Below are 24,518 nucleotides of genomic sequence, written 5' to 3'. Positions count from 1 at the left end.
TTATGACGAAACAGGACTGGGTGGCCTGGCACGACAAGTACGACAACCCCGACCATCCCATGCACCAACGCCTCGCGCTGGTGCAGCGACGGATCCGCGAAGCCATGGACGACCAGCCGCCGGGCCCGATCAGGGTCCTGAGCATGTGTGCGGGCCAGGGCCGTGATCTGCTGGGCGTGCTTGCCGATCACCCTCGCCGCGCGGATGTGACAGCCCGGCTCGTCGAGCTGGATCCGGGCAACGCCGCCCGCGCCGGAGGTTTTCCGGGTGTGGAGGTGGTTGTGGGGGATGCGAGCCTGAGTGGGGTGTACGCGGGGATCGTGCCGGTCGGTATCGCGTTGGTGTGCGGGGTGTTCGGCAATGTCTCGGATGAGGACATCGAGCACACGATCGGGTGGTTGCCGATGTTCGTGCGTAGGGGGGCGACTGTGATCTGGACCCGTCACCGTGAGTACCCCGAGACCATCGCGGCGATCAAGGGCTGGTTCGCGCGGGCCGGGTTCGCCGAGGTCGCCTTCGATTCAGTGGAGCATCCGTCGGTGGGGGTCGGCACGCACCGGTTCACTGGCGAACCGGTGCCGTACCGGGACGACGTCCGGCTCTTCACCTTCAGGTAGGGAATTCGCCCGGGTAGAGTCGCGTTCGGCATGTTAAGTTGAACGCTCAACAACCTGAGGAGTCATCATGCCGGCCGTGACCGCGGACACACTGACCCTGCCGCGTATCGCCCCGCCCGCGCCAGCCGCCCAGCAGCGCCCGGTGCGCTCGGTGACCACCGCGCCCAGCGGGTACGAGGGCGAGGGGTTCCCGGTGCGGCGCGCGTTCGCGGGGGTGAGCACGGCGGACCTGGACCCGTTCATCCACATGGACCAGATGGGCGAGGTGGAGTACGCGCCGGGTGAGCCGAAGGGCACGCCGTGGCATCCGCATCGCGGGTTCGAGACGGTCACGTACATCATCGACGGCATCTTCGAGCACCAGGACTCACATGGCGGCGGTGGCGAGATCACCGACGGCGACACGCAGTGGATGACCGCGGGCAGCGGGATCCTGCACATCGAGAAGCCGCCGGAGCACCTCGTCGTCTCGGGCGGACTGTTCCACGGCATCCAGCTGTGGGTGAACCTGCCCAGCGCCAACAAGTTCAACCCGCCGCGCTACCAGGACATCCGCGGCAGGCAGGCGAGCCTGCTGTCGTCGGACGACGGCGGCGCGCTGCTGCGGGTGATCGCCGGGGAGGTCGGCGAGCACAAGGGTCCTGGCTCGACGTTCACGCCGATCACGTTGGTGCACGCCACGATCAGCCCTGGCGCACAGCTGCGGGTGCCGTGGCGCCCGGACTTCAACGCGCTCGCCTACGTCCTGGCGGGCAACGCAACTGTGGGCACCGAGGCCCGTCCGGTCCGGAAAGGACAGTTGGCGCTGTTCGGCCCGGGTGACGCGCTGACGCTGGCGGCGGGCACGAGCCAGCCGGCCGCGGAACCGAACCTCGAGGTTCTCCTGCTGGGCGGGCGCCCGATCCGCGAGCCGGTCGTCCAGTACGGTCCGTTCGTGATGAACACCCGCGAGGAGATCATGCAGGCGCTCAAGGACTTCCAGTCCGGCAGCTTCGGCGTGATCCCCGGTGAGCGGATCCCGCACACCTGATCAGCCGAGCAGCTCCACGGTCCGGTCCCAGAGGCGGCGCGCGAACTCCTTGTCGTAGCGCCGCTTGGGCTCGGCGGGCTTGAGCTGGTTGAAGTACAGGCCGTTGACCGAGGCGGCGTCCTCGACCGTTGCCAGATGCACCAACGGCCGGGCGCCGCGCTCAGGCGTGAACGCCCGGCCCGCAAGGCCCGCGAGCGCTCGCACGGCGGGGGTGTCGCGGAACATGTCGCTGGCAACGAAACCCGGGTGGAAGCAGGACGCGGTGATCGTGGTGCCCTCGGTGCGGCGCGCCAACTCCTGGGTGAACAGCACATTGCCCATCTTCGAGGCGGCATAGGACCGCATCGTCGAAAAGGACGTGCCCTGAGCGTCCACATCGGACAGGTCGATGACGCCGGACCGGTGCGCGTCGCTGGCCGTGGTGATCACCCGCGCCTCGGGCGACTCGCCGAGCCGGTCCAGCAACAGCTGGGTGAGCAGGAACGGCGCCAGGTAGTTGACCTGCATGGTGGCCTCGAACCCGTCGCCGGTGATGACCCGGTGGCGGAACAGGCCGCCCGCGTTGTTGGCCAGGATGTCGATCCGCGGATAGTTCTCCAGCAGGGTGGAAGCCAGCTCCCGCACCTCGCCGAGCGACGAGTAGTCCACTGTGTAGTGATCGGCTCCGGCCGCCTCGGCCACTGCGGCGGTCTTCTCCGGCGACCGCCCGACGACAACGACCTTCGCGCCCAGCTCCGCCAGTTGCCGCGCGGCGGCCGCTCCCAGGCCCGCGCTCGCCCCGGTGACGACGACGGTCTTGCCCTCAACAGTGGTCATTGCTCTCCTCACGAGTCGCGGCGAGCGGAACAGTGAGCCTGGGGATGAACAAGTGCGCGAGCGGGCCGATCGCCAACGCGAACAGAACGGTGCCGATCCCCACTGTGCCACCGGCGAGGAAACCCAGCCCCAGCACGGACAACTCGATGACGGTCCGAGCGACGGCGATCGACATCCCGCGCGCGGCGAGGCCGGTCATCAGGCCGTCTCGCGGTCCCGGCCCAAGTCCGGCGCCGACGTACAGCCCGGTCGCAACGCCGGTGAGCACGACACCCGCCACCAGCAACAGGATCCGGACGGCGAGGTTCGTCTGCTGTGGCAGCACGGCGAGTGTCCCGGTCACCGCGAACCCGACCAGCACGACGTTCGCGATCGTGCCGAAACCCGGCCGCTGCCGCAGCGGCACCCACAACGCCAGCACCACCAGGCCCATCAGGTTCACGATCCAGCCCATGCCCAGGCCGGTGAGCTTGGACAGGCCCTCGTGCAGCACATCCCACGGGCCCAGCCCGAGCCCCGCCCGGACCATCATCGCCAGGCTGACGCCGTACAACACCAGCCCGATCAGCAACCGGACCAGCCGCACCCCAAGCCGCTCAGCAGTCCACACGCGCGAACCTCGATCCACCCAGCCCCCAATGCGCCAACTTTAACTGGACCACGAAATCCGGCGGGAACCGGTCCACTGGGTGGAACACCGGCGGGACTACGGTCGACGGTATGCGGATCTTCGTGGCCGGCGCGACCGGCGTTCTCGGCCGTCGGCTGCTGCCCCTGCTGCTCGCCGAGGGGCACCAGATCACCGCGCTGACCAGGAAACCGGGCACGGTGCTGCCAGATGTCGAGACGGTGCAAGCAGATGTGTTCGACCGGGCGTCCTTGATCGAGGCGGTGCAGCAGGCGCAGCCCGATGTGGTGATGCACCAGCTCACCGATCTCGCGGGCCGGGACTTCGCGGCCAACGCGCGGATCCGGATCACCGGTACCCGCAACCTCGTGGACGCCGCCGAGGGCGTGCGGAAGATCATCGCGCAGAGCATCGCGTGGATGTACGCGCCCGGCGCCGGGCCGGCGACCGAGGACGTCCCGCTCGACCCGGACCGCGACGTCGCGGCCGTCGAAGCCTTGGAGAACACGGTTCGGGAGGCGCCGGAGTGGGTGGTGCTGCGGTACGGCCTGTTCTACGGCCCGGGGACCTGGTACCACACCGACGGCCTGATGGCCGACGCGGCAAGGAAAGGCGAGCTGATCGCGACCGGTGACGTGTCCAGCTTCGTGCACATCGACGACGCCGCTTCGGCCGCGGTCGCGGCACTGGGCTGGAAGTCCGGCGCGGTGAACGTGGCCGACGACGAACCCGCGGCCGCCCACGACTGGCTGCCCGCGTTCTGCTCGTCCGTCGGGGCACCGCCACCCGGACAGGCCACGGACCGTAACCCGTGGGCGCGCGGCGCGGACAACCGCCGGGCGCGCCAATTGGGCTGGGTACCACGGTTTCCGAGCTGGCGGACCGGCTTCGGCGCGTGAAAATGTGTGCCGAACGACCCACAGAGCAAACCGGGGTTCAACGCTAAGTTACCGGTATGCGGGTTCGACCCTGGGTGACCGATACCTGCCTCGCCGTGGCGATGACGCTGATCGCGTGGCTCGTCGGCCACCAGTACAAGCCGTCCGGCCTCGGCGGCGACGTGCGGGCCTATGCCCTGATAGCACTGATGTTCCTGCCGTTGGCCGCGCGTCGGCTGACGCCCGTGACCGCGCTCGCCGTCACGTGTGCCGCGCTGGTCACGTTCGCGGCACTGGACTACAGCCAGTTGGCATTCAACTTCTGGGCTCCGGTGCTCGCGATGTACTCGGTCGCGACGCGGCACTCGCCCAGGGTCATCGTGATCACGCTGGGCTCAGCCGTTCCGGTGCTGCTGTACTGCGCGCTGCGGACGCCGGGCGTGACCGTGCCGGTGGCCGTCGCGGAGTCGCTCGTCATTCCCGCTGTGGCCTGGGGGTTCGGCAACGTCGGGCGCCGGTTGGCCGAACGCAACCGGCAGCTGGCCGTGCTCAGCGAACGACTGCGGATCGAGCAGCAGGAGCGGATGGCCCGCGCGGTCACCGAGGAGCGCATCCGGATCGCGCAGGAGCTGCATGACGTTGTCGCGCACCACATGTCGGTGATCTCGCTGCAGTCCGGCATGGCCAGCTACGTGTTCGACACCGACCCGAACGCCGCCCGCAACGCGTTGACCACGATCGGGTTGAGCAGCCGGGACGCGCTCGACGAGATGCGCCGGATGCTGAAGCTGCTGCGCCCCGACCCCGAATCGCCCGAGGAGGACCGGATCACGCCGGGCATCGCGGAGATCCCGCTGCTCGTCGACCGGGTGCGGTCGGTGGGCCTGCCGGTGAAGCTGCTGATCGCCGGGGACGTGGACGCGCTCGCACCCGGCGTGCAGTTCTGCATCTACCGCGTGGCCCAGGAAGCGCTCACCAACGTGATCAAGCACACCGACCGCAGCCCGGTCTCGGTGCTGCTCTACCGCGAGCCGATGTCGCTGACCATGCGGATCGTCAACGACGAGACCGGCGAATCCGTTGGCGGCACCGGGAACGGCCTGATCAACATGCGGGAACGCGCGGCGGTGTACGGGGGAACGCTCATCGCCGGGCCACGGCCCGAGGGCGGCTTCAAGGTGGAACTTGTGCTCCCGCTGTAGTCGTTCCGGCCAGGGTGGTCGCATCGCTGCGGTCCTCCCGAAGCAGTCACCCAGCCTGCGTGACCGGGACGCCCAAGTCGTCCTGCCCAGGCCCTCCTGATGGGGTCATGCGTCCGCTGTGATCGCGTCGACCACGTCGTCCAGCCGTTGCCTTCGGGCGTATGCCCGGCGCTGGCGGTCCGCACCGTTTCCGTTGCGCTCCAGCCAGTCCAAAGTGGATTCGACGAAGTCGAGTTCACCGGTCTTTCTCAGCTCGGCGGTGTGCTCGTGGACGAGGTCGTCCAGGACCGCGCGGACGGGCTTCAGCTTGCCGGTCTCCGGGTCGGTGCACTGGCCGGTCAGCCCGTCCTTGGCGGCTCGCCAGAGCCCGGCCTTGATCAGCTCGGTCGGCATCCTCGGCGCGACCACCCCGTCGGCGGCAAGATCCAGTGCCCGCGTGCCAAGGGTCCGGACCAGCACGGCGAGGAAAGTGGCCTCCCGGACCGTGCCCTGCACGTCGGCGACGCGGATCTCCACGGTGGGTTGGTGTTCCGAGGGACGGATGTCCCAATAGACCATTTTGCGGTCCAGTGCGGCGCCGGTGTCCAGCAGGCCGGTGAGCAGCTCCTCGTACTGGTCCACCGAGTCCAGGTACGGCGGCGGCCCGGCCGAGGGCCACCGCGTCGTGAGCAGGTGGCGGCTGCTCGCGTAGCCGGAGTCGCGGCCGTCGGCGAACGGGGAGTTGGCTGACAACGCCAGCAGCATCGGCAACCAGGGCCTCAGGTGGTTGGCGACCTGGAGGGCGGTGGCCCGGTCGTCCACGCCGACGTGCACGTGGCAACCGCAGACCAGGCCGCCCACGACGAGCTGGCCGAACCGTTCGGCGATCTCGTGGTAGCGGCGGCCCGGGCCGATCAGCGCGTCGCCGGCCTGGGCGAGCACGACAGTGCCGGACGCGGCCAGCCGGGCGTGGCGGCGGGCGGCGCCCTCAGCGAGTCTTTTGCGCAGGACGGTGAGCTGCTCGGCCAGCTCGTGCCCGGTGGTACAGACCTCCGTGGCCGACTCCACCTGGTAGCGCAACAACTCCGGCTTGACGTCAACGTCGCTGTCGTCCGTGGCGGCCAGTGCCTCGGGCGCCATGGGCAACAGCGCCCCGGCGCCGTCCACGAGGAAGAACTCCTCCTCGACCCCCATAGTCGGCGCGGTTTTCACGCATCCGGAGTTCCCCCGTATTCGCCTTTCCAAACCGTGAGTAGCCTGGGCGGGCGAGCAGTTCACGGCAAGGAGGCATGGGATGGTCCGCGCGGCGCTGGTGGCCGGGATGATAGCGGTGCTTGCCGCGGGGTGCGACACGGCTTCGACGGCGCCACCTGGGCCGCAGCCGCCCGCGGGCAGCGGCACGAAGGTGACCGCGAAGCTCACCGACTTCCACATCGAATTGTCCCAGCAGTCATTTCCGGCCGGTGTGTACACGTTTGTCGTAAACAACGCCGGGCAGGCCACGCATTCGCTGGAAATCCAGAAAGAGGGCGTCGCCGACTACCGCAGCGACAACATCCGGCCCGGCCATTCCGACGAGCTCACCGTGCAGCTCGAGGCGGGCACGTACCAGGTGTGGTGCCCGGTGGGCAATCACCGCTCGCAGGGCATGAACATGGAGCTGACCGTCACCAAGTGAACTCAGGATGTCGGTCAAGTGACCGATGTCTGGCCAACCGCCGGCCAGGAGCATGACTCCTCGAACACCGAGGAGGAGCGATGGCCGGTTCACGAAGCATCTCCACCGCCGTGGTCTTCTCGTTGGCCCTCAACCTCAGACCGGCCGTGACCAGCCTGGGGTCGGCCCTGGCCGACGTCTCCGTGGCGCGCAACCTCACCGCCGCGGTACTGGTCGCGTTGCCGTTGTGGGCGATCGGGCTTGGTGGGTGGGCGACGCCGTGGGTGCATTCCCGGCTCGGCACGCACCGGACGGTCACGCTTTCCTTGGCGACGTTGGGGGTTTCCCTTGTGGTAAGGGTGCTGGGCGGGCAGGTGCTGCTCGTGGCCGGGACCGCGTTGGCGTGTCTGGCGATAGCGTTGCTGGGGACTCTGCTTCCGTTGCTGGCCAAGGGGTTTTCCCGGGCCTATACCGCGGCTTTGGGGATTGGGAGTACCGCGGGCGCGTTGGTGACTCCGGCGGTGGTCACTTCGGCGTCGTGGCAGGCAGGGCTGGCGGTGTGGGCGTTCGTGGCTTTGCTCGCCCAGCAGGTGTGGTCGCGTACTCATGCCTCCGTTGTGCCGCCCACGGTCTCGCGGTCGTCGAGGTCGTGGGCGTTGATGGTCCACTTCGGACTGCTGTCGGCGGTGACGTTCCTGGTGATGGGCTGGTTTCCGGCAATCCTGCGGGGCGCCGGGGTGCCGGCTTCGTACGCCGGCGCTTGCCTGGCCTTGTCGATGGCCATGGGGCTGCCGATGATGTGGCTCGTGCCGGGGTGGACTCTGCGGTGGCGCAACCAAACGCTGCTCGTGGTGATCCTGGCCACGCCGAACATCGCCGGCGTGACCGGACTGCTGGTCGCGCCGGGTCTCGCGCCTTGGCTGTGGGCCACTTTGACCGGCCTGGGGATGGGCTCGCTGGCGTTCGCGTTGACCACCATCGGGATGCGCAGCACCGACACCGGCCTTTCCGCGCTGGTGCAGGGATACGGGTACCTGCTGGCCGGAGTTTGCGTGCTCGCATGCGGATGGCTGCATTGGCAGACCGGAACGTGGCGCGCGCCACTGGTTCTGGCGCTGGCCGTGCTGCTCGGTCAGATCGTCAGCGGATATCGTGCTGTGCATGACTGTAGTGCTGGTGACCGGATCGTCCGGGCTGGTCGGCTCGGCGATCGCGCGGGAGCTGACCACGGCGGGCTGGGCTGTGCACGGCCTGGACACGCGCCCGGGTGACTGGACGACCCATGTGGGTGACCTCCGCTCGCCCTCAGTCCGCGCCTCCGCTCTCGATGGGGTCACCGCCGTTGTCCACACAGCGGCGTTGCATGCTCCCCACGTCGGCGAGGTTCCGGCGTCGGAGTTCTGGTCGGTCAACGTCGACGCCACCGCGGACCTGCTCGCGTCCTGCGCTGGTGTGACGCGGTTCGTGTACACCAGCAGCACTTCCGTCTACGGCCACGCCCTCGTCCCCCAGGACCGCGCGGTGTGGGTGACCGAACACCTCAAGCCGCAGCCGCGGGACATCTACGACGAGACCAAACTGGCCGCCGAGACCCTGGTCCTGGACTCCGAGCTGTCCACAGTGGTCTTGCGCATCGCCCGTTGCTTCCCCGAACCACCACAAGTCCAAGCGGCGCACCGCCTGTACCGCGGCGTGTCCCTCGACGACGTCGCCCAAGCCCACCGCCTGGCGCTGGCCTCGCAAGCCACCGGGGTGCTGAACATCGCGGGCAACTACCCCTTCTCCCCCACCGACACGGTCGAACTGTGGAACGACGCCCCCGCCGTCATCGTCCGCAAGGCACCGGACATCCTCGACACCTTCACCGCCCACAACTGGCCGCTCCCCGCCCGGATCGACCGCGTCTACGACTCCACCCTCGCCAAGAAGCTGATCGGCTACTCCCCCACCTGAACTGTCCGGGTGGAGCCCGGCGCGCACAACACGATCAGCGGCTCCGTCACGGGCAACGTCCGCCACGCCCACACGGTGCTGATACCCGCACCACCACCCATCACCCTCTCCGGCCTCCCACCCCCGCACGGACGTCACCCCCTAGTCGGTGTAAAGCCTGAGGTCGTAGTCGTTGAGGATCTCCTTGACAGGCTGGAAGAAGGTCACCCCGCCGTCGTGGCAGTCGCCGGAGCCGCCGGACAGGACGCCCTGCGCCTGAACATGACGCTCGACCGGCGGAGCCGAGACGAAGGGACCGCCGGAGTCGCCACCTTCCGCACAGGCTGTCGTCCGGGTGAGACCGCGGACCAGCCCGCCGCCCTCGTAGTTCACGGTTTGCTTGGTCGCGGTCACCACACCGCAGTGCCAGCCGGTGGTCTGACCGGAACGGCACACCCGGCCGTTGACCGGGACCACGTCGGTGCCTTCGACGAAGACGTCATCGCCCTGGCTGTAACGGGAAATCCGGGCCGTGGAGGCCGCGCTGTCCCGACGCACCCGGACGATGCCGTAGTCGTTGCCCGGATAGCTGGTGTCCTCCACATCACCGACGTCGCCACCGGTCCCGCTGACGTCACCACCGATGTCCGTGCAGTGTCCCGCGGTGATCACATACCGGTGCCCGTCACCCCTGGCGTTGAAGCCGGCCGAGCACACATACGGCGGGAAGAACAACGACCTGCCGCCCACGATGTTCCACAATGGACGGACCGGTCGCGCCGAGCGTTCCACGGTCACCAGGCCGGAGGTCCCGGCGAGCGCGGCGACCTCGGACGACGAACCATAGGCGTCGACCACCACGATGTTGCGGACGACGTCCACGTACCACCCGGCGACCGACTTGGGCACGGCACCGCGGGCGTCCAAAGTGGCCATGGTGGCGTCGAGCTCGGCTTGGCTGTGCGCCACCAGTTTTGGCACGGCGCCAGCAGCTCTGACCGCCGGCGCGAACGACGGGTTGGTGATCCCGACCGTGAGCGCACCGGTCGACGAGTCCAGCCAGGACCCGCCGAACGACGTGCCCAGCTTGGCGGACAACGAGTTCTGCGCCGCGTTGAGCACGGCCAGGTCGGTGCCGCGGTTGAGCGTGGGCGCCGCCGTCGCCGGAACCGCAAGCGCGCCAAGCAGAACCGCGGACAAGGTGAGGGCATGGGAAAATGACCGTCGCACGAACGTACCTCCCCGAAGGCGTGAGCGAACGACACCCGACGCTACGCCCGCGCCCCGCCCACCCACAGCGTCCGTTCGAGCGCAGTCGGTGACACGAAAGAGTGTTGGGCCCTGAGCGTGTCCCGTGGATCTCGGTCGATGAGAGGCGAGATCGAGATCCACGGGACCCGCGCTAGACGTGTTCCGAGATCATCACCGCGATGGTGTCCGGTTCGAGGGCGCGGAAGACGTGCTTGACGTCACCCGGATAGCCCACATAGTCACCCGGTCCGACCTCGATCGGATCTTCAATGATCCCAACCAAAGCACGCCCCTTGGACAGCACGACGTGCTCGAAAACCCCTGGCCGGTGCGGTTCGGACTCGCGCGGGGTACCCGGCTGCGCGGTGATCAGGTACAGGTCACGGCGCGCGTTCGGGGGACACGCGGACAACACCTTCGCGATGTAGTCGGAGTGTTCGGAGTACACGACCATGCCCTCGTCGGCGCGGATGACCTGAACCTTCGGCTGCGGCGGCTCGATCAACTGAGCAAAGGGGACGTCCAAAGTGACGCACAGCGCCCAGAGGGTCTCGACGCTGGGGTTGCCGGTGCCGGACTCCAGCTGGGAGAGGGTCGACTTGGCGATGCCGGCCCGGCGGGCGGTCTCGGCGAGGGACAGGCCGGCGCGGCGGCGTTCGCGCTGGAGGGACGCGGCGATCACCTGGATCACCGACTCCGGGGACTCGGCCATCGTTCGCTCCATCGGTCCACGCGTTCGGCTTGACAAACGCTCCACCCGGTGTTCAGCATAGCGTATGGTCCGTTCGATCTGGCGAACGCTGGGTACCGAGCTGGCGAGGGACATCGCCCTGGTGTGCCTCGCCGATGGTGTGGTCGGGTTGTCCTTCGGGGCGATCACGGTGGGCGCGGGCTTACCCGTGTGGTTGCCGATGCTGTTGTCGCTGGTGGTGTTCGCGGGGGCGGCGCAGTTCATGTTCGTGGCGATCATGGCTTCCGGCGGCAACCCGGTCGCGGCGGTGGTCACCGGCCTGATCGTGAACACCCGCCTGATCCCGATGGGCTTCGCGGTCGGCGACGTCCTGGCCGGTCAGAGCACGTTCCGCCGGCTCATCGGCAGCCACTTCCTGCTGGACGAGAACGTGGCCTTCGTGATCACCCAGAAGGACCCGCAACGCCGGAAGGCCGCCTACTGGGCGTGCGGCGTGGCGTTGTTCGTCTGCTGGAACATCGGCGTGCTGATCGGCGCGTTCGGCGGCTCGATCATCACCGACACCAACGCCTTCGGCCTGGACGCGGCCTTCCCGGCGGTCATGCTCGCGCTGATCCTGCCCTCGCTCAACGACGGCCCGGTCAAGCGCGCTGCCTTCACCGGAGCGGTGATCGCCCTGGTCACGGCGCCTTTCCTGACCGCAGGCGTGCCCGTGCTACTGGCCCTGGCCGGCGTGCTGGCCGGCCTTGGCGGCGACAAAGCGAACAAAACATCGGCGGCCCGCTCATGATGCTCGTGGCGCTCTCCTTCATCCTCGGCGCGGGCACGTTCGCCATGCGCTTCGCCGGCCCGTCGCTGCGCTCCCGCGTCCGGATCTCACCCAAGGCCGAACGCCTGATGAGCGTCGCCGTCGTGGTGCTGTTCGCCGCGCTGATCGCGACATCCGCCCTGATCGAGGGGCACGGGTTCGCCGGGATCGCCCGCCCGGCCGGGGTCGTCGTCGGCGGCGTCCTCGCCTGGCGCAAGGCGCCGTTCGTGGTCGTCGTGATCGCCGCCGCCGCGACCGCGGCACTGCTGCGGTTGGCCGGAGTGCCCTAACGCCAGTGCGCGGGCCGGGCCAGGACCTCGGGCAACCGGGTCGCTGCCGTGCCCTTGGCGGCGTTGACCTGGGTCTGGGTCAGGAACAAGCTGCCGGTCAGGTCGGCGCCATCGAGCGCGGCGTCCCGCAGGTCCGCGCCGATCAGGTCGGCCTTGCGCAGGTTCGCCTCACGCAGGTCGGCGCCGATCAGGTACGCGCCGCGCAGGTTGGCGCCGCTGAGGTCGGCCTTCCGCAGGTTCGCGCCGATCAGGTCCGCTCCCCTGCGGTCCTTCTTCTTCGGCTTGATCTCCGCGCGCACGAGCTCACTTGTCCGCAGCAGCAACGTGTTCACGCCCTGCCGAACCTCGGCGACGTCCAGCTTCCGCAGCACAGCGGCATCTGCGTGGGTGAGGTCCTGCACGGATGCGAGCGAACGCCGGATGTCCTTGTGCAGCGGGCGGGCGGCGGGCAGCGCCGAGGCTTCGGTGAGGTACCACAACAGTTCGTGCAGCTGGCGCATCACCGGGAACACGTCGAACATGTCGCGCGCGTTGTCCTCGCGCCAGCTCACCCCGCCGAACGTGACCTGCGAGACCTTCTGCCCCGCACCGAAACAGTCGTACACCGTGCATCCGGTGAAGCCGGAGGTGCGCAGCTTCGCGTGGATGCCGCAGCGGAAGTCGTCGGTCAGGTTGCGGCAGGGCTCGCCGATCTGTTTGTCGACGGCGAAATCCGACGACCGGGCGAACGCCAGGGCGACGCAGCAGAGCGCGAAACAGTTGGCACAGTCGGCGCGCAGTTCTTGGGTGGACACTGCCGCCGAGTCTAGTCGACCGGAATCCGGGCCTTCCGTGTGGGCGCTGTGTGTAACCGCTCGATATCCGTGACGCATGAGACAGGAGACGGCCTTCGCAGGCCGGGCGCGCGAACGGCAGCAGGCGCTCGCGGCGCTGACCGCGGGCCCCGGAGTGGTGATCACCGGCGCGACCGGGCTGGGCAAGACCGCCCTGGCCGCAAGCATTTCCCGGGACCTGCCGGTGTTCTGGGCGAGCGCGGCGCAGACCATGCGGCAGGTCCCGTTCGGGGTGTTCGGCGGGCTGCTGCACGAGGACGACCAGATCCATCCCGCGCTGATCCCCGCCCACGTCACGACCAGGCTGGTCCGTCGTTCCGGCCGGAAAGTCCCCGTGCTGGTCATCGATGACGCCCATCTGCTGGACGATTCGTCCGCCGGGGCCGTGCTTACCCTGGCGCTCGGTGGAAAAGTCAAGCTCGTGGTCACCGCCCAGGCCGAGGACGTGCCGGAGGCGGTGCGGATGCTGTGGAAGGACGGGTACCTCTGCCGCGTCGACCTGGCGCCTTTCCATCGGCGGGACACCGCGGAACTGTTGCGCGCCTTGCTGAACGGCGACGTGGCGTCACCAACGATCGAACTGCTGCACCAAAGGTCTGGTGGCAGCCCGCGCGCGCTGGCGGATCTGGTTCGGCAGGGTCGCGAGACCGGGCAGATCATGCGCGAAGGCGGGCTGTTGTGGTGGCGGGAGGGCGACGACGAGGTCCTTACGGCCACTGGGGCGGACTTCCACTGCTGGGTCGACCGCGATCCGGACAAGGCCCTCGAACTGCTCGATGACGACGAGCTGCGGGCACCGGTCTTGTTGTTGTCCGGCCGGACAAGGGAAGCGCTGGACCTCAGGACGCCGTTGACTGTCGCGTTCGGACAGGCGATGCACGGAAAGGCCACTCCCGAGCTGACCGATCCCAAGCACGCCTCGGTGATCGCGGTGGCGAACGCCTGGAGCACGGGCGAAATCCCGTTGACCGACCCGGTGCTGGGCCGGTGGCTGTACGAGCCAGGCGAGCTGAAGCCGATGCCGTGGCCGCTGCTGGACGGGTACGTTCGCTGGCTGCGCGGCGAACGCAACACGGCGATCGCGCGGTTGCGGGAAGCCGTTGTGCAGCATGCCGGTGGCTGGCGGTGGTTCCACAGCGAGGCGGCTTCGTGGCTGGCGATCGGCCTGGCCGAGGAGGGCGACCCGGACGAGGCCGAACAGGTGCTCGCGACCGTCCACAGTGACCCGATCGCGCTCCTGCCCGGCCTGCGGCTGAAGGCTCGGGCGGCGATCGCCGTCGCGCACGGTGATCTCACCGCCGCGGCAAACCACCTCGAGGCGGCCATCGCGGCCGCCCACGAGGCCGCCTGCCCGGCGGTGGAGCTCGACTACCTGATCGAGGCCATGCACCTGCGGCTCCCGGTCGCCGACGAGCTCGACCGCGTGCTCCGGCGGGTCGAGGGCCCGCGGCTGATCGCGAGCGGGTCGGCCGCCCTGGCACTGACCCGCCGGGACGGAGCCGAGCTGCTGCACCGCGCGCTCGAGATGGACCGGCTCGGCCTGGGGCGGCTCGCCTGGCGCACAGCCGAAACCGCCGCCGCGATCCTGAAACGCCGGGAGCACCCGCGGACCGCCGAGGCGATCGTCCTCGTCGCGCGGCTGCGTGAACTCCTGCACCGGGAGGCACCCGCCGACGCACCGCGTGGCCTGACCTCGCGGGAGATGCAGGTCGCCGCGCTGGCCGTCGACGGCCTGACCGACCGGGAGATCGCCGGGCGGCTCTCGGTCTCGGTGCGGACCGTGGAGAGCCACCTGGCGCGGGTCTACCACAAGCTCGGTGTCCACTCACGACAGGACCTTCCGCGAGATCTCCGGCGGCACCGGCGTCAACCGTGACGGCGTGTGCACACCTACCAGGTACGGGCGGGGTTTCAACGACCGGAAGAATGTGAACCCGACGCCCGGGAGGTCACATGGCCAGCACTGAGTCACACATCCCCAGAGCCCTGCGGATCGCGGCCGCGTTCGCCTGGCGGCTGGTGGTCATCGCGGCGGCGCTGTGGGTGATCGGACGGGTGGTGGGCTTTCTCAGCAGTGTGGTCGTCCCGCTGGCGATCGCGTTGCTGCTGGCCGCGTTGCTGGCCCCGGCGGTCCGGTCGCTGATCCACATCAACGTGCCCCGGGGCCTGTCGGTGGCAACAGTCCTGGTCGGCGGGCTGGCCGTGCTGGTGGGGCTGCTAACGTTCGTGGTCAGCAACTTCGTCGACGGGCTGCCCGCGTTGCGCGACCAGCTGTCCCGCAGCATCGACACCATCACCAACTGGCTCACCAACGGCCCGTTGCACCTGAGCGACGACCAGCTGCGGGACTTCTCCAACCGGCTGGTCAAGGCGATCACCGAGAGCCAGGGCAGCAGCGTCACCACCGGCGCGATCACCACCGCCACCACCATCGGCGAGGCACTGGCGCAGATCGTGCTGGTGCTGTTCGTGCTGATCTTCTTCCTCTACGACGGCGGCAACATCTGGCGGTTCCTGATCCGCGCGGTGCCCAACGGGACGCGCAACCGCATCGACGTCGCCGGCCGGCGCGGGCTGGCCGCCCTGGTCAGCTACGTCCGGGCGACCGTCGCAGTGGCCACAGTGGACGCTGTCGGGATCGGTGTCGGGATCTGGATCGTCGGCGTGCCGCTCGTGATCCCGTTGGCGACGCTGGTGTTCCTCGGCGCGTTCGTGCCCATCGTCGGCGCGGTGGTGGCCGGTGGCGTCGCCGTACTGATCGCGCTGGTGGCCAACGGGCCGATCCCCGCGTTGATCGTGCTGGGGATAGTGATCGCCGTGCAGCAGCTGGAAGGCCATGTGCTGCAACCACTTCTGCTCGGCCGGGCGGTGAAGCTGCACCCATTGGCGGTGGTGCTGGCGATCGCGACCGGCGTGGTGACCGCGGGGATCATCGGGGCGTTGCTGGCCGTGCCGTTGCTGGCGGTGCTGAACTCCGGCATCCGGTCGCTGCTCAGCCCCGCGGACGAGCACGTCGACCCCGCCGAGGTGGTGACCAGCCAGCCCGAGGAGACGGCACCGGTCGACGACCAGCCACCCCAGGACTAGCCGCCCGCGCCCCATCCGGATCGCCCCCGCCTCCGCGCGCGGCCATCTTCCGGCAGCACCTCGCGGACCACCCCGCGCGGGCCGGACGCGCCGATCGAGGCGTTCGCCAGCCGGGCCGGGGTGCGGCCTGGGACCATCTACCACCGGCATCAGGGCGGTTCGCCGAGGCCGCGCACCTGAGCGCCAGCTGCGACAGGGCGATGGAGCCGGCCGGCGGGTTCATTGTTCGTGCTGTGCTGGACGTGCAGCAAGCGCCCGGCGGGTGGCGCCGGGCGCTTGCGTTCACTGTGGACGGTCCGGACCGCGTTGGCTGGTCGCTAGTCGTCTACCGACAAGGCCTCGACCAGGTCGCCGACCTGGGTGTGCGGGAGTGCGCGGGCGACGTCGGCCTGGCTGATCATGCCGACCAGCCGCTGGCCGTCGATCACCGGCAGGCGCCGGACCTTGTGCTCGGCCATCGTCTTCATGATCTCGTTGGCGTCGTCGTCCGCCCCGATCGTGACGACCTCGCCCTGGGACAGCTCACCGGCCGTGACCGCGCGCGGGTCGTGCCCGGCGGCCAGCACCTTCACCACGATGTCCCGGTCGGTGATCATTCCTTTGAGACGGTTGTCCTCGCCGCACACCGGCACCGCGCCCACCCCGCGTTCGGCCATGATCTGGGCCGCGTCGCGGACGGTCTCACTGGCCCGTACGCATGCCGGATCGGCGGTCATGATCTCGCGTGCCCTGGTCATCTGGGCTCCTTTCCTCTTGCCAGCGGGGTACCCAGGCGTTTGAAGGTCATGCGGGCGGGAAGTCCTTGGTCATGCGTATGGGGTACACCTTGATGACCGAGCAGGCCGGGCCCGTCGAGCTGGTGCGGCACGCCGCCGGCGCCGAGCAGGCGGGATTCTCCTTCGCGGTGTCCAGCGACCACTACTTCCCGTGGCTGGCCGAACAGGGTCACGCGCCCAACGCGTGGACCGTCCTGGGCGCCGTCGCCAACGCAACCTCCACGATCGACCTGATGACCTACGTGACCTGCCCGATCATGCGCTACCACCCAGCCGTCGTCGCGCAGCAGGCCGCGACCATGCAGTTGTTGTCCGGCAACAGGTTCACCCTCGGCGTTGGCGCCGGGGAGAACCTCAACGAGCACGTCGTCGGCCGCGGCTGGCCGCCGGTGAACATCCGGCACGAGATGCTCGCCGAGGCCCTGCAGGTGATCCACGGGTTGTTCGACGGTGGTTACTTCAACTACGCGGGCGCGCATTTCCGGGTGGACGCGGCCAAACTCTGGGACCTGCCATCGGTCCGCACACCCGTCGCCGTGGCGGTGTCCGGCGAGCAGTCGGTGTCGAGGTTCGCACCGTTGGGGGACGCGATGATCGCGGTCGAGCCGGACTCGGACCTCTGCTCGGCCTGGGACTCCGCGCGGGGCGTGCCGTCCCGCAAGATCGGCCAGCTCCCGGTCTGCTGGGACACCGACCGCGCCGCCGCCGTCAAACGCGCGCACGAGCAGTTCCGCTGGTTCGGCGGCGGCTGGAAGGTCAACGCCGAGCTGCCCGACGTCACCAGCTTCGCCGCCGCGACCGCCTACGTCACCCCCGAGGACGTCGCCCTCTCCATCCCCTGCGGACCCGACCCCGAACCGATCCTCGCCCAGATCGACGAGTACGCCAAGGCGGGCTTCACCGACCTCGCCCTGGTCCAGATCGGCGGTGACCACCAGGACGCCTTCCTCGACTTCGCCAAGACAACCCTGCTGCCCGCCCTGACCTGAGAACCCGCGACCAGTCTAAGCACGGCGGCCACTGACGCACCGCCACGGCGAGGGGCGCCTAACGGGCACCCGAGCAGTGAGCGGCCTGCTCAACTGGACAACACTGTGTCCATTGCGTGTGGTGGGGGTCGAAATGCTGGCCGGCATGCTGACGGTCAGTTCCTCGTTCCGTGAAGCCGTGGCCCAGGGTGTGCCGCTGCAGATCGACCTGTCCAACGACGGTTCGCTGCTCGTGTGCGGGTCGACCGAGGCGCTCCAGGTGCTGCGGACCGGGGACGGCTCCGTCGTGCACACCCACCCCGAGCCTGGGAAGTACGGGGTCACGGGGGTGGGGTTCGTCAACGACGATGTGGTGTTCCTGGTCCGGGACAAGGACGAGTGGACCTGTGAGCTGAAGCGGATCCCGGTCGGCGGCGGCGACGTCGAGGTGCTCGCGAGCTACCCGTACGGCACCGGTGTGCACAGCATCGCTCGCAGCCGCGACGGCCATACGTTCGCCGTGCTCGGCACCATGGTGGAGATCTGGGTCGACGGCCAGGTGCTGCGCACGATTCCCGGCGCGAGCGGGTTCAACCCGGTACAAGCGGCATTCTCCGCCGACGGGGAACGGATTTACGTGCACGGCACCGTCGAGAACACCGTGGTGTCCTACGACATCGCGTCCGGTGAGGAGCGAGGCCGGTGGGCGGCGGCCGCCGGGTACGGCGACCAGGTGCTGGTGACCCCGGACGAGCGGTTCCTGGTGAACACGGCCGGGATGTGCGTGGCGATCCACGACCTGGTCCGCGGCGAACGGATCTGGCACGACACCGACGAACTGCACAAGTTCGACTGGGGCACGGACTGGGGGACGTGGGTGACCGCGCCGGACAGCAGCATGGTGGCGGCGCTGCACGTCTCGATGTACTGCTTCCAGCTGCCGATGTTCGAGCAGAGGGGAGACAACCGGCTCGTCGTGGAGATCGGCACCCGGGTCCCCGCCGGCGCCTGGGCCTGGGCGGCGCCGCTGGTCGCGTTCGGCACCGGCACCGGCCAGATCCTGTGGTTCGGTTTGACACCAAGGGACACCCCGGCGGTGCGGGTCGACACCGTCACCTTCGACGACGAGCTGGACTTCGAGGCACTGGCGCATGACGTGCTCAGCGGTGGCGGCGGATACGGCTCCTTGCCGAGCGACAACCATCCGCTCGACTGGATCGAACGCGCCTACCAGCAGGTGGAACAAACGCCGTACGCGGCCCGGCTCGCGCACGGCGTCGCGCAGTGCCTGACCGCGCCCGACCCCCTGGTCCGGTCCCAGGCGTTGATCTTCTTCCAGGCACACCGGCATGCCGCCTGTGGCAACCGGATCGCGACATTGCTGGCCGGGGACCGGACGTTGTTCGCGGGTGTTCCCGACCCGATCCACCCCGGCACCGACCTGGAGTGGCAGCTGCTCGCCGCGCTCGGCGCCCGGATCACCGCCTACGACCGGCACGCGTCGGAACTGGCCATGGACGAGGTGCTCAAGCCCGGCAAGGCCGAGCCGTTGATCGCGGCGCTGTGCACGCAGAAACCCGAGTGGGTGATCGAGAACGCCGAACGGATCACCGCGGCGACCCCGAAAGCGGGCGCCACCCTGCTGATCCAGCTGGCCGACGGCAGCCACGACATGCTGGACCTGGCCCGCCGGGTGGCGCCGTTGTCCCGGTCCGACCCGCGGTTCGTGGACGACATCACCCGGTTCGTCGACAGTCCCCCGGTCCGCCAAGCGATCCTGGCGGCGCATGCCGACGAGACCTTGCCGGCGTCACCGCCACCCGAGCCGGAGCCCGAGCGGGACGAGCTGGGCCTGCCGATGGCCGTCCGCAAGGCGACCGAGGACCGCGCCCGGGAACTCCTCCTGGGCGGGTTCCATACCCGCGTGGAGGTCGCGGACCGGATCTTCGTGATCTCGGGGCCGGAGGACGAACGGGTCTCCATGGAGCAGGCCTTGGCCATCGTCGACGTGGTGTGGCACGAACGGCTCACCGAGCAGGCGGACTGGCCGGCGGTGACCGACGCCGACCGCGTGCTGAGCGTGTTCGAGACGTTGACCGCCAACGGGATCACCGCCCGCGCGAACTTCACCTGTTGCAACAGCTGCGGTTTCGGCGAGATCCGCGGCGAGGCGGCCGAGGACGCGCGGGGTTTCGTGTTCTTCCACGAACAGGACGCGCTCAACCTCGCCAAGGGACGGCTTTACCTGTCCTACGGCGGCTTCGACGACACCGACTCGGCGGTCGTCGGTCGCGAGGTCGTCGAAGCCCTTGCCGCGGCAGGACTTCCAGTCGAGTGGGACGGCTCGGCCAACAGCCGGATAGCCGTGACACCACTCGACTGGAAGAAACGCCTCCCTGAGGTCAGCTCACCGTGAGGGTGACGTCATCGACGACGAACGACGTCTGCAACGAGATGTCCTCCGTGCCGGTGAACTTGAGCGTGACCGTCTGGCCGGCGAACTGGCCGACGTTGAACGACTTCTGCGAGTATCCGGCGGCCTTGTTCAGGTTGGAGTAGGTCGCGAGGGTGGTGGTGCCGACCTGGACGGTCAGCTTGTCGTACTGGACCGTGGTCGTCGACTCGGCGGAGTCGATGTGCAGCCAGAACGACAACGAGTAGTTCGTGCAGCCGGCCGGGATGGTGACCGTCTGGGACAACGTGTCGGTGTGGGTCGTGCCGTAGCCGTCCATCCAGGCGACGCGGGTGCCGCCGTGCGCGGGCTGCTGCGAGTACGCGCCGATCACGCCGGCCGTCGAGGTCCATGGTGCGGTCGCGGTCTCGAAGCCGGGGTTGCCGATCTTCTGGCCCGGCGCCGTGCACTGGCCCGGCTGCGTGATCGTCCACGTGAACGACGCGCTGCCGGTCTTGTTGGCCGAGTCGGTCACGGTAACGGTCACATTGGACACTCCGGCGGTCGTCGGAGTGCCGGAGATCAGGCCGGAGGAACTGGCCGACAGGCCCGCGGGCAGGCCTGAAGCGCTCCATGTGTACGGCGGCGTGCCACCGGTGCCGGACAGTTGCAAGCTGACCGGGACACCCACGGTTCCGGTCTGCGGCCCGGGGTTGTTCACGCTGGGGCTGCCCGGCGGGACAGCGCCGGGACTGGTGAACAGCAACCGGTTCGGCGAGCCGGTGCCCGGGTTGGTGATCTTGTTCGGGGTGGAGTTGTTGACCAGCGCGGTCTGCACGGCCGCCGGGGTGTCGTTCGGGTGCGTCGCAAGCCAAAGCGCCGCCGCGCCCGCGGTGTGCGGGGTCGCCATCGACGTGCCGCTGATCGTGTTGGTCGCGGTGTCGTTGGTGTTCCACGACGACGTGATGTTCACGCCCGGGGCGAAGATGTCCGTGCACGTGCCGAAGTTCGAGAACGAGGCCCTCGCGTCGTTGATGTCGGACGCGTTCACGGTGATCGCCTCGGCCACCCGGGCCGGGGTGAAGTTGCAGGCGTTGGCGTTGGAGTTGCCGGACGCGATGGCGAACGTGACACCGGCGGAGATCGCGCCGCGGACGGCGTTCTCGGTCGCGGCGTCCGAACCCTGGGCGCCCAGGCTCATGTTGGCCACGGCCGGCTTGATCGCGTTCTGCGCGACCCAGTTGATGCCGTCGGCCACCCCGGCGAACGAGCCGGACCCGTTGCAGTCCAGCACCTTGACCGCCACCAGCTGGACGCCCTTGGCGACGCCGTACTGCGAGCCGCCGATGGTGCCCGCCACGTGCGTGCCGTGGCCGTTGCAGTCGGTGTTGTTGCCGTCTCCGACCGTGTTCGTGCCCCACGTGGCCCGCCCGCCGAACGTGGAGTGGGTGATGCGGATACCGGTGTCGATCACGTAAGCGTGCACGTTGGACGCCGTAGTGTCATACGTGTAGCTGCTGTTGAGCGGGAGGTCGCGTTGGTCGATCCGGTCAAGGCCCCAGGACGGCGGGTTCGGCTGCGTGTCGGCGATCCGGACCTCGGCGTCCTGCTCGACCAGCTCGACCCGGGAGTCCGCGGCCATCCGGCTCGCCTGCTCGGCGGTCATCGTGGCGGCGAACCCGTTCAGCGCGTGCTGCCACGACATCCGGACCTTGCCGCCGTAGCGGGCGACCAACGCGGCGGCGGTCTGCGCGGAGGCCGCCTTCGGCGAGGCGCTGTCCTTGATCTGGACGATGTAGCTGTCCTTGATCGCGCCGGCCCGGCCGGCACCCAATACCTGTCCTTGTGCCGCCTGAGCGGGTTGCGTGATGGCTAATGTCAAGGCCGCGACCGCGGCCATCCCCAGGATCCTGGGCACTCGGGGAACTCCCATGACCGGGTTCTCCATTCATCCGCAGGCCAATGATGTGGAGGCGGACGGCGAACGTCCACAGGAGATTGTCGTCCCCGCAAAACGGAAAAACGACCCTTGTTACACAAACGGCCCAGCACGGTCACCCTGGGCGTCCGCGGCCGGTCATCGTGCGTGAGGAGTGGGAATGACCCCATCGTGGCAGTGGCCCGACGAGGTGTGGCGCGGGCACGTCGAGGCCGTCCGCGCCGGGCGCAGCCTCCGCCCGGCCGCGTGGCCGAACGGCGCCCGGGCCGTGGTAGCGCTCTCGTTCGACTCCGACCATGAGACGATTCCGTTGCGGGACGGGCACATCAGCCCCGGACTGCTGGCCGCGGGCGAGTACGGTTCCCGGACCGCCGCACCACGGATCCTGGATCTGTTGGCACGCCACGACATCCCGGCCACGTTCTTCATGCCCGCGGTGTCGGCGTTGCTGCACCCGGACGAGGCGCGCGGCTATGTGGCCGCCGGGCACGAGATCGGCGTGCACGGCTGGATCCACGAGCGCAACACGCAATTGGCCGCGCAGGACGAGAAAGACCTGCTGCGGCGGGCATTGGACACGCTCACCGAGATCACCGGCACCCGCCCCACCGGAATCAGGACGCCGTCATGGGACTTCTCCGAAACGACGTTGCCCGCGATCCTCGAGCTCGGCTTCCGGTACGACTCCTCGCTGATGGCCGACGACGATCCCTATGAGGTACTGGCAAATGGGAAACCCACTGGGCTGATCGAGCTGCCGGTGGACTGGATCCGTGACGACGCACCGTATTTCACCATGGACCGGTTCGGCTCGTCCCGCCCCTACACCCGGCCGCGGGACGTGCTGGAGGTGTGGGTCGACGAGTTCGACGCGGCCTACCGCGAGGGCGGGGTGTTCCAGCTGACCATGCACCCGCACGTGATCGGGCACCGTTCCCGGCTGGTGATCCTGCGCGAGCTGATCGACCACATCGTTGCGCACCAGGACATCTGGTTCGCCACGCACGCGCAGCTGGCCGAGGTGGCCGCGGAGCAGCTGAGATGACCCGGCCCTACGACGCCCTCGCCCTGGTCTACGACCGGTGGAACGCCGAGGCTGACTACCAGCGCTGGGCCGGGTTCCTGCACTCGAGGTTCGCCGGGGAACGGATTTCCCGCGTGCTGGACGTGTGCTGCGGGACCGGCCGGATGATCGGCCCGTTGCAGGAGCTGGGCTACGAGGTCTCCGGGGTGGACGGTTCGGCGGCGATGCTCACCCGCGCGGCCGCCAACGTCTCCCCCGGCACCCGGCTGCGGCACGCCATGCTGCCCGGCGCCGCGCCCGAGCAACCCGTTGCGGACGCGGCGATCTCGTGCTTCGACAGCGTCAACTACTTTGTCTCGGACGAGGATCTGCGCGGGCTGTTTCGGTTCGTGGCGAACTCGTTGCGGCCCGGCGGGTTGTACGCGTTCGACCTCAACTCCCCCTACAAGCTGCGGACGTTCTACGGCGACCACCACCACGGTGACGACTTCGGCGAGTTCGCCTACGTCTGGCGCAACCGCATCGACGGCGCGCGGATCCGGTTCCTCATCACGATCTTCACCCGCGAGGGCGAGCTGTTCCGGCGGCACGAGGAGGTGCACGAGCAACGATTATGGGAGATCGCCGAACTTACCGCCGCCGCCAGGGACAGCGGCTTCGAGGTCGTCGAGATCCTCGACAACTACCAGCCGGTCCTGGCCGACGACGAGACCCTGCGGCAGACCTGGATCCTGCGGCGAGCGTCCGCTTAGGACTCCTTTTGGGCGCGTTTGCGGCGCTTGCCCTCATGCATCGCCTGTACGCGGGCGATCGGGATGGTGTGCCCCTCCGCGATCAGATCGTCGTTGAGCCGCTGCGGTTGCGGCATCTGCGCCGTCCACGGATCCTGGCCGGCCAGCAGCTCGGCGGCGTTGTGCACGGTGAAGTCCATCGGTGTCGCCGAATCGAGGTCGTCCCAGCCCACGGGGAACGACACCGGCAGCCCCGGCCGCAGCCTCGGGCTGTAGGCCGCCACCACGGTCGCGCCGCCCGCGCGGGTGGAGTCGAGGAACACCTTGCCCTCGCGGTCCTCCCGGATGAACGCGGTCGTGGCCAGCACCGGGTCGATCCGCTCGGCGCGCGCGGCGATCGCGCGGGTGGCCGCCGCGACGTCCTCGATCGGATGCGCCTCGATCGGGACGAACACGTGCACACCCTTGGCGCCGCTCGTCTTCACCGCGCCCCGCAGGCCCTCGTTCGCCAGCGCCTGCCGCACCAGGTGCGCGGCCTGGATGGCGAGGCTGAACGCGCCGCCCTCGGGCGGGTCGAGGTCCAGGATCAGGTGCGTCGGGTGGTCCCAGCCGGCCGGCATCAGCGCGGGGTGGTACTCGACCGCGCGCTGGTTGCCGAACCACAACAGGGTTTTCCGGTCGTTGCACAGCGCGTAGGTGACCTCGCGCTTGGAGCTGTCCGCCCAGACCTTCGCCCGCGCCACCCACTCCGGCGTGTACTTCGGCAGGTTCTTCTGCATGAACGGGCCCTGGCCCCGCAGAATGCGCATAACGGTCAGCGGACGATCGGCCAGCACAGGCAGTATGCGTTCGCTGACTGCGTCCAGATAGTCGACCAGGTCACGTTTGGTCGCGCCCTCGAACACCGTCTGGTCGAGGTTGGTGAGCGGTACGCCGTCCCGTTCCTCGGTCATTGGCACACTCTAGCCAGTGGATCATGATCCGGCCCC

The 24,518-nt window shown here is 69.1% G+C and carries 24 protein-coding genes; 15 read left to right on the top strand and 9 right to left on the bottom strand.

The genetic code is table 11. The features are described from left to right. The first annotated feature begins 2 nt into the window (after positions 1-2). On the top strand, positions 3-617 hold the full coding sequence (locus AB0J95_RS09995) for a hypothetical protein (RefSeq protein WP_364754963.1): 615 nt from the start codon (positions 3-5) through the stop codon (positions 615-617). Between the two features lie 67 nt (positions 618-684). Further along, complete coding sequence (locus AB0J95_RS09990) at positions 685-1,647, top strand: pirin family protein (protein ID WP_364754960.1); 963 nt, start codon at positions 685-687, stop codon at positions 1,645-1,647. Here the strand turns inward: AB0J95_RS09990 and AB0J95_RS09985 are convergent, their stop codons facing one another. Then, positions 1,648-2,463, bottom strand: coding sequence for an SDR family NAD(P)-dependent oxidoreductase (locus AB0J95_RS09985; RefSeq protein ID WP_364754958.1), 816 nt, complete (start codon positions 2,461-2,463; stop codon positions 1,648-1,650). Next, positions 2,450-3,073, bottom strand: a complete 624-nt coding sequence (locus tag AB0J95_RS09980) for a hypothetical protein (protein ID WP_364754955.1) — start codon at positions 3,071-3,073, stop codon at positions 2,450-2,452. The genes AB0J95_RS09985 and AB0J95_RS09980 overlap by 14 nt, the downstream gene beginning before the upstream one ends. A gap of 110 nt (positions 3,074-3,183) precedes the next feature. On the opposite strand from AB0J95_RS09980, the gene AB0J95_RS09975 reads away from it, so the two are divergent. Both AB0J95_RS09975 and AB0J95_RS09970 read left to right on the top strand, forming a co-directional pair. Continuing rightward, positions 3,184-3,990, top strand: coding sequence for an NAD(P)-dependent oxidoreductase (locus AB0J95_RS09975; protein WP_364754953.1), 807 nt, complete (start codon positions 3,184-3,186; stop codon positions 3,988-3,990). Positions 3,991-4,046: 56 nt separating this feature from the next. Beyond that, positions 4,047-5,171, top strand: a complete 1,125-nt coding sequence (locus AB0J95_RS09970) for a histidine kinase (RefSeq protein WP_364754951.1) — start codon at positions 4,047-4,049, stop codon at positions 5,169-5,171. 105 nt (positions 5,172-5,276) lie between these two features. Here AB0J95_RS09970 and AB0J95_RS09965 read toward each other — a convergent pair whose 3' ends face one another. Next, entirely contained in the window at positions 5,277-6,344 is a 1,068-nt protein-coding gene (locus AB0J95_RS09965; RefSeq protein ID WP_364754949.1) for a glutamate--cysteine ligase, read from the bottom strand. Positions 6,345-6,444: 100 nt separating this feature from the next. Between AB0J95_RS09965 and AB0J95_RS09960 the strand changes: the two genes are divergently transcribed. From AB0J95_RS09960 to AB0J95_RS09950, 3 genes are all read left to right on the top strand, one after another. Then, positions 6,445-6,828 carry a cupredoxin domain-containing protein gene (locus AB0J95_RS09960; protein WP_364754947.1) on the top strand — a complete coding sequence of 128 codons (384 nt, stop codon included), beginning with the start codon at positions 6,445-6,447 and terminating at the stop codon, positions 6,826-6,828. Positions 6,829-6,908: 80 nt separating this feature from the next. Next, positions 6,909-8,078, top strand: coding sequence for an MFS transporter (locus tag AB0J95_RS09955; RefSeq protein WP_364754945.1), 1,170 nt, complete (start codon positions 6,909-6,911; stop codon positions 8,076-8,078). Continuing rightward, positions 7,969-8,760: an NAD(P)-dependent oxidoreductase gene (locus AB0J95_RS09950; RefSeq protein WP_364754942.1), complete on the top strand. Its 792-nt coding sequence runs from the start codon at positions 7,969-7,971 to the stop codon at positions 8,758-8,760. The genes AB0J95_RS09955 and AB0J95_RS09950 overlap by 110 nt, the downstream gene beginning before the upstream one ends. A 141-nt stretch (positions 8,761-8,901) precedes the next feature. Here AB0J95_RS09950 and AB0J95_RS09945 read toward each other — a convergent pair whose 3' ends face one another. Beyond that, positions 8,902-9,969 (bottom strand): S1 family peptidase, encoded by a 1,068-nt coding sequence (locus tag AB0J95_RS09945; protein ID WP_364754939.1) that lies wholly within the window; start codon positions 9,967-9,969, stop codon positions 8,902-8,904. Between the two features lie 172 nt (positions 9,970-10,141). Then, positions 10,142-10,702, bottom strand: a complete 561-nt coding sequence (locus tag AB0J95_RS09940) for an XRE family transcriptional regulator (RefSeq protein WP_364754936.1) — start codon at positions 10,700-10,702, stop codon at positions 10,142-10,144. Between the two features lie 64 nt (positions 10,703-10,766). On the opposite strand from AB0J95_RS09940, the gene AB0J95_RS09935 reads away from it, so the two are divergent. Both AB0J95_RS09935 and AB0J95_RS09930 read left to right on the top strand, forming a co-directional pair. Further along, positions 10,767-11,471, top strand: coding sequence for an AzlC family ABC transporter permease (locus tag AB0J95_RS09935; protein WP_364754933.1), 705 nt, complete (start codon positions 10,767-10,769; stop codon positions 11,469-11,471). After that, on the top strand, positions 11,468-11,779 hold the full coding sequence (locus AB0J95_RS09930; protein WP_364754930.1) for an AzlD domain-containing protein: 312 nt from the start codon (positions 11,468-11,470) through the stop codon (positions 11,777-11,779). The genes AB0J95_RS09935 and AB0J95_RS09930 overlap by 4 nt, the downstream gene beginning before the upstream one ends. On the opposite strand, the gene AB0J95_RS09925 is transcribed toward AB0J95_RS09930, so the two are convergent. Then, entirely contained in the window at positions 11,776-12,573 is a 798-nt protein-coding gene (locus AB0J95_RS09925) for a pentapeptide repeat-containing protein (RefSeq protein ID WP_364754927.1), read from the bottom strand. The two genes, AB0J95_RS09930 and AB0J95_RS09925, sit on opposite strands and share 4 nt — an antisense overlap. Positions 12,574-12,649: 76 nt before the next feature. Between AB0J95_RS09925 and AB0J95_RS09920 the strand changes: the two genes are divergently transcribed. Together AB0J95_RS09920 and AB0J95_RS09915 are read left to right on the top strand one after the other, a co-directional pair. Further along, on the top strand, positions 12,650-14,488 hold the full coding sequence (locus tag AB0J95_RS09920; RefSeq protein WP_364754925.1) for a LuxR C-terminal-related transcriptional regulator: 1,839 nt from the start codon (positions 12,650-12,652) through the stop codon (positions 14,486-14,488). A gap of 77 nt (positions 14,489-14,565) precedes the next feature. Next, a complete protein-coding gene (locus AB0J95_RS09915) occupies positions 14,566-15,699 on the top strand; it encodes an AI-2E family transporter (protein WP_364754922.1) in 1,134 nt (377 codons plus the stop codon). A 317-nt stretch (positions 15,700-16,016) separates the two neighbouring features. Here the strand turns inward: AB0J95_RS09915 and AB0J95_RS09910 are convergent, their stop codons facing one another. Beyond that, positions 16,017-16,436 (bottom strand): CBS domain-containing protein, encoded by a 420-nt coding sequence (locus AB0J95_RS09910; RefSeq protein WP_364754919.1) that lies wholly within the window; start codon positions 16,434-16,436, stop codon positions 16,017-16,019. Between the two features lie 71 nt (positions 16,437-16,507). On the opposite strand from AB0J95_RS09910, the gene AB0J95_RS09905 reads away from it, so the two are divergent. Together AB0J95_RS09905 and AB0J95_RS09900 are read left to right on the top strand one after the other, a co-directional pair. Beyond that, on the top strand, positions 16,508-17,464 hold the full coding sequence (locus AB0J95_RS09905) for a TIGR03557 family F420-dependent LLM class oxidoreductase (protein WP_364754916.1): 957 nt from the start codon (positions 16,508-16,510) through the stop codon (positions 17,462-17,464). A 112-nt stretch (positions 17,465-17,576) separates the two neighbouring features. Then, positions 17,577-19,859, top strand: coding sequence for a WD40 repeat domain-containing protein (locus AB0J95_RS09900; RefSeq protein ID WP_364754913.1), 2,283 nt, complete (start codon positions 17,577-17,579; stop codon positions 19,857-19,859). Here AB0J95_RS09900 and AB0J95_RS09895 read toward each other — a convergent pair. Next, the gene (locus tag AB0J95_RS09895) at positions 19,846-21,768 is read right to left on the bottom strand and encodes a S8 family serine peptidase (RefSeq protein WP_364754911.1); all 1,923 of its coding nucleotides are present in this window, start codon (positions 21,766-21,768) and stop codon (positions 19,846-19,848) included. The two genes, AB0J95_RS09900 and AB0J95_RS09895, sit on opposite strands and share 14 nt — an antisense overlap. 166 nt (positions 21,769-21,934) lie before the next feature. Here AB0J95_RS09895 and AB0J95_RS09890 point away from each other — a divergent pair, with 166 nt between their 5' ends. Next, positions 21,935-22,819 (top strand): polysaccharide deacetylase, encoded by an 885-nt coding sequence (locus AB0J95_RS09890; RefSeq protein ID WP_364754909.1) that lies wholly within the window; start codon positions 21,935-21,937, stop codon positions 22,817-22,819. After that, entirely contained in the window at positions 22,816-23,550 is a 735-nt protein-coding gene (locus AB0J95_RS09885; RefSeq protein ID WP_364754907.1) for a class I SAM-dependent methyltransferase, read from the top strand. The genes AB0J95_RS09890 and AB0J95_RS09885 overlap by 4 nt, the downstream gene beginning before the upstream one ends. Here the strand turns inward: AB0J95_RS09885 and AB0J95_RS09880 are convergent. Then, a complete protein-coding gene (locus AB0J95_RS09880; RefSeq protein WP_364754906.1) occupies positions 23,547-24,482 on the bottom strand; it encodes an ATP-dependent DNA ligase in 936 nt (311 codons plus the stop codon). The two genes, AB0J95_RS09885 and AB0J95_RS09880, sit on opposite strands and share 4 nt — an antisense overlap. Positions 24,483-24,518 lie beyond the last annotated feature (36 nt).

Source organism: Actinocrispum sp. NPDC049592 (assembly GCF_040675465.1).
Lineage (GTDB): Bacteria > Actinomycetota > Actinomycetes > Mycobacteriales > Pseudonocardiaceae > Kibdelosporangium.
Note: the sequence above shows the minus strand (reverse complement) of the source record. Positions and strands in the feature narration are given on the sequence as shown.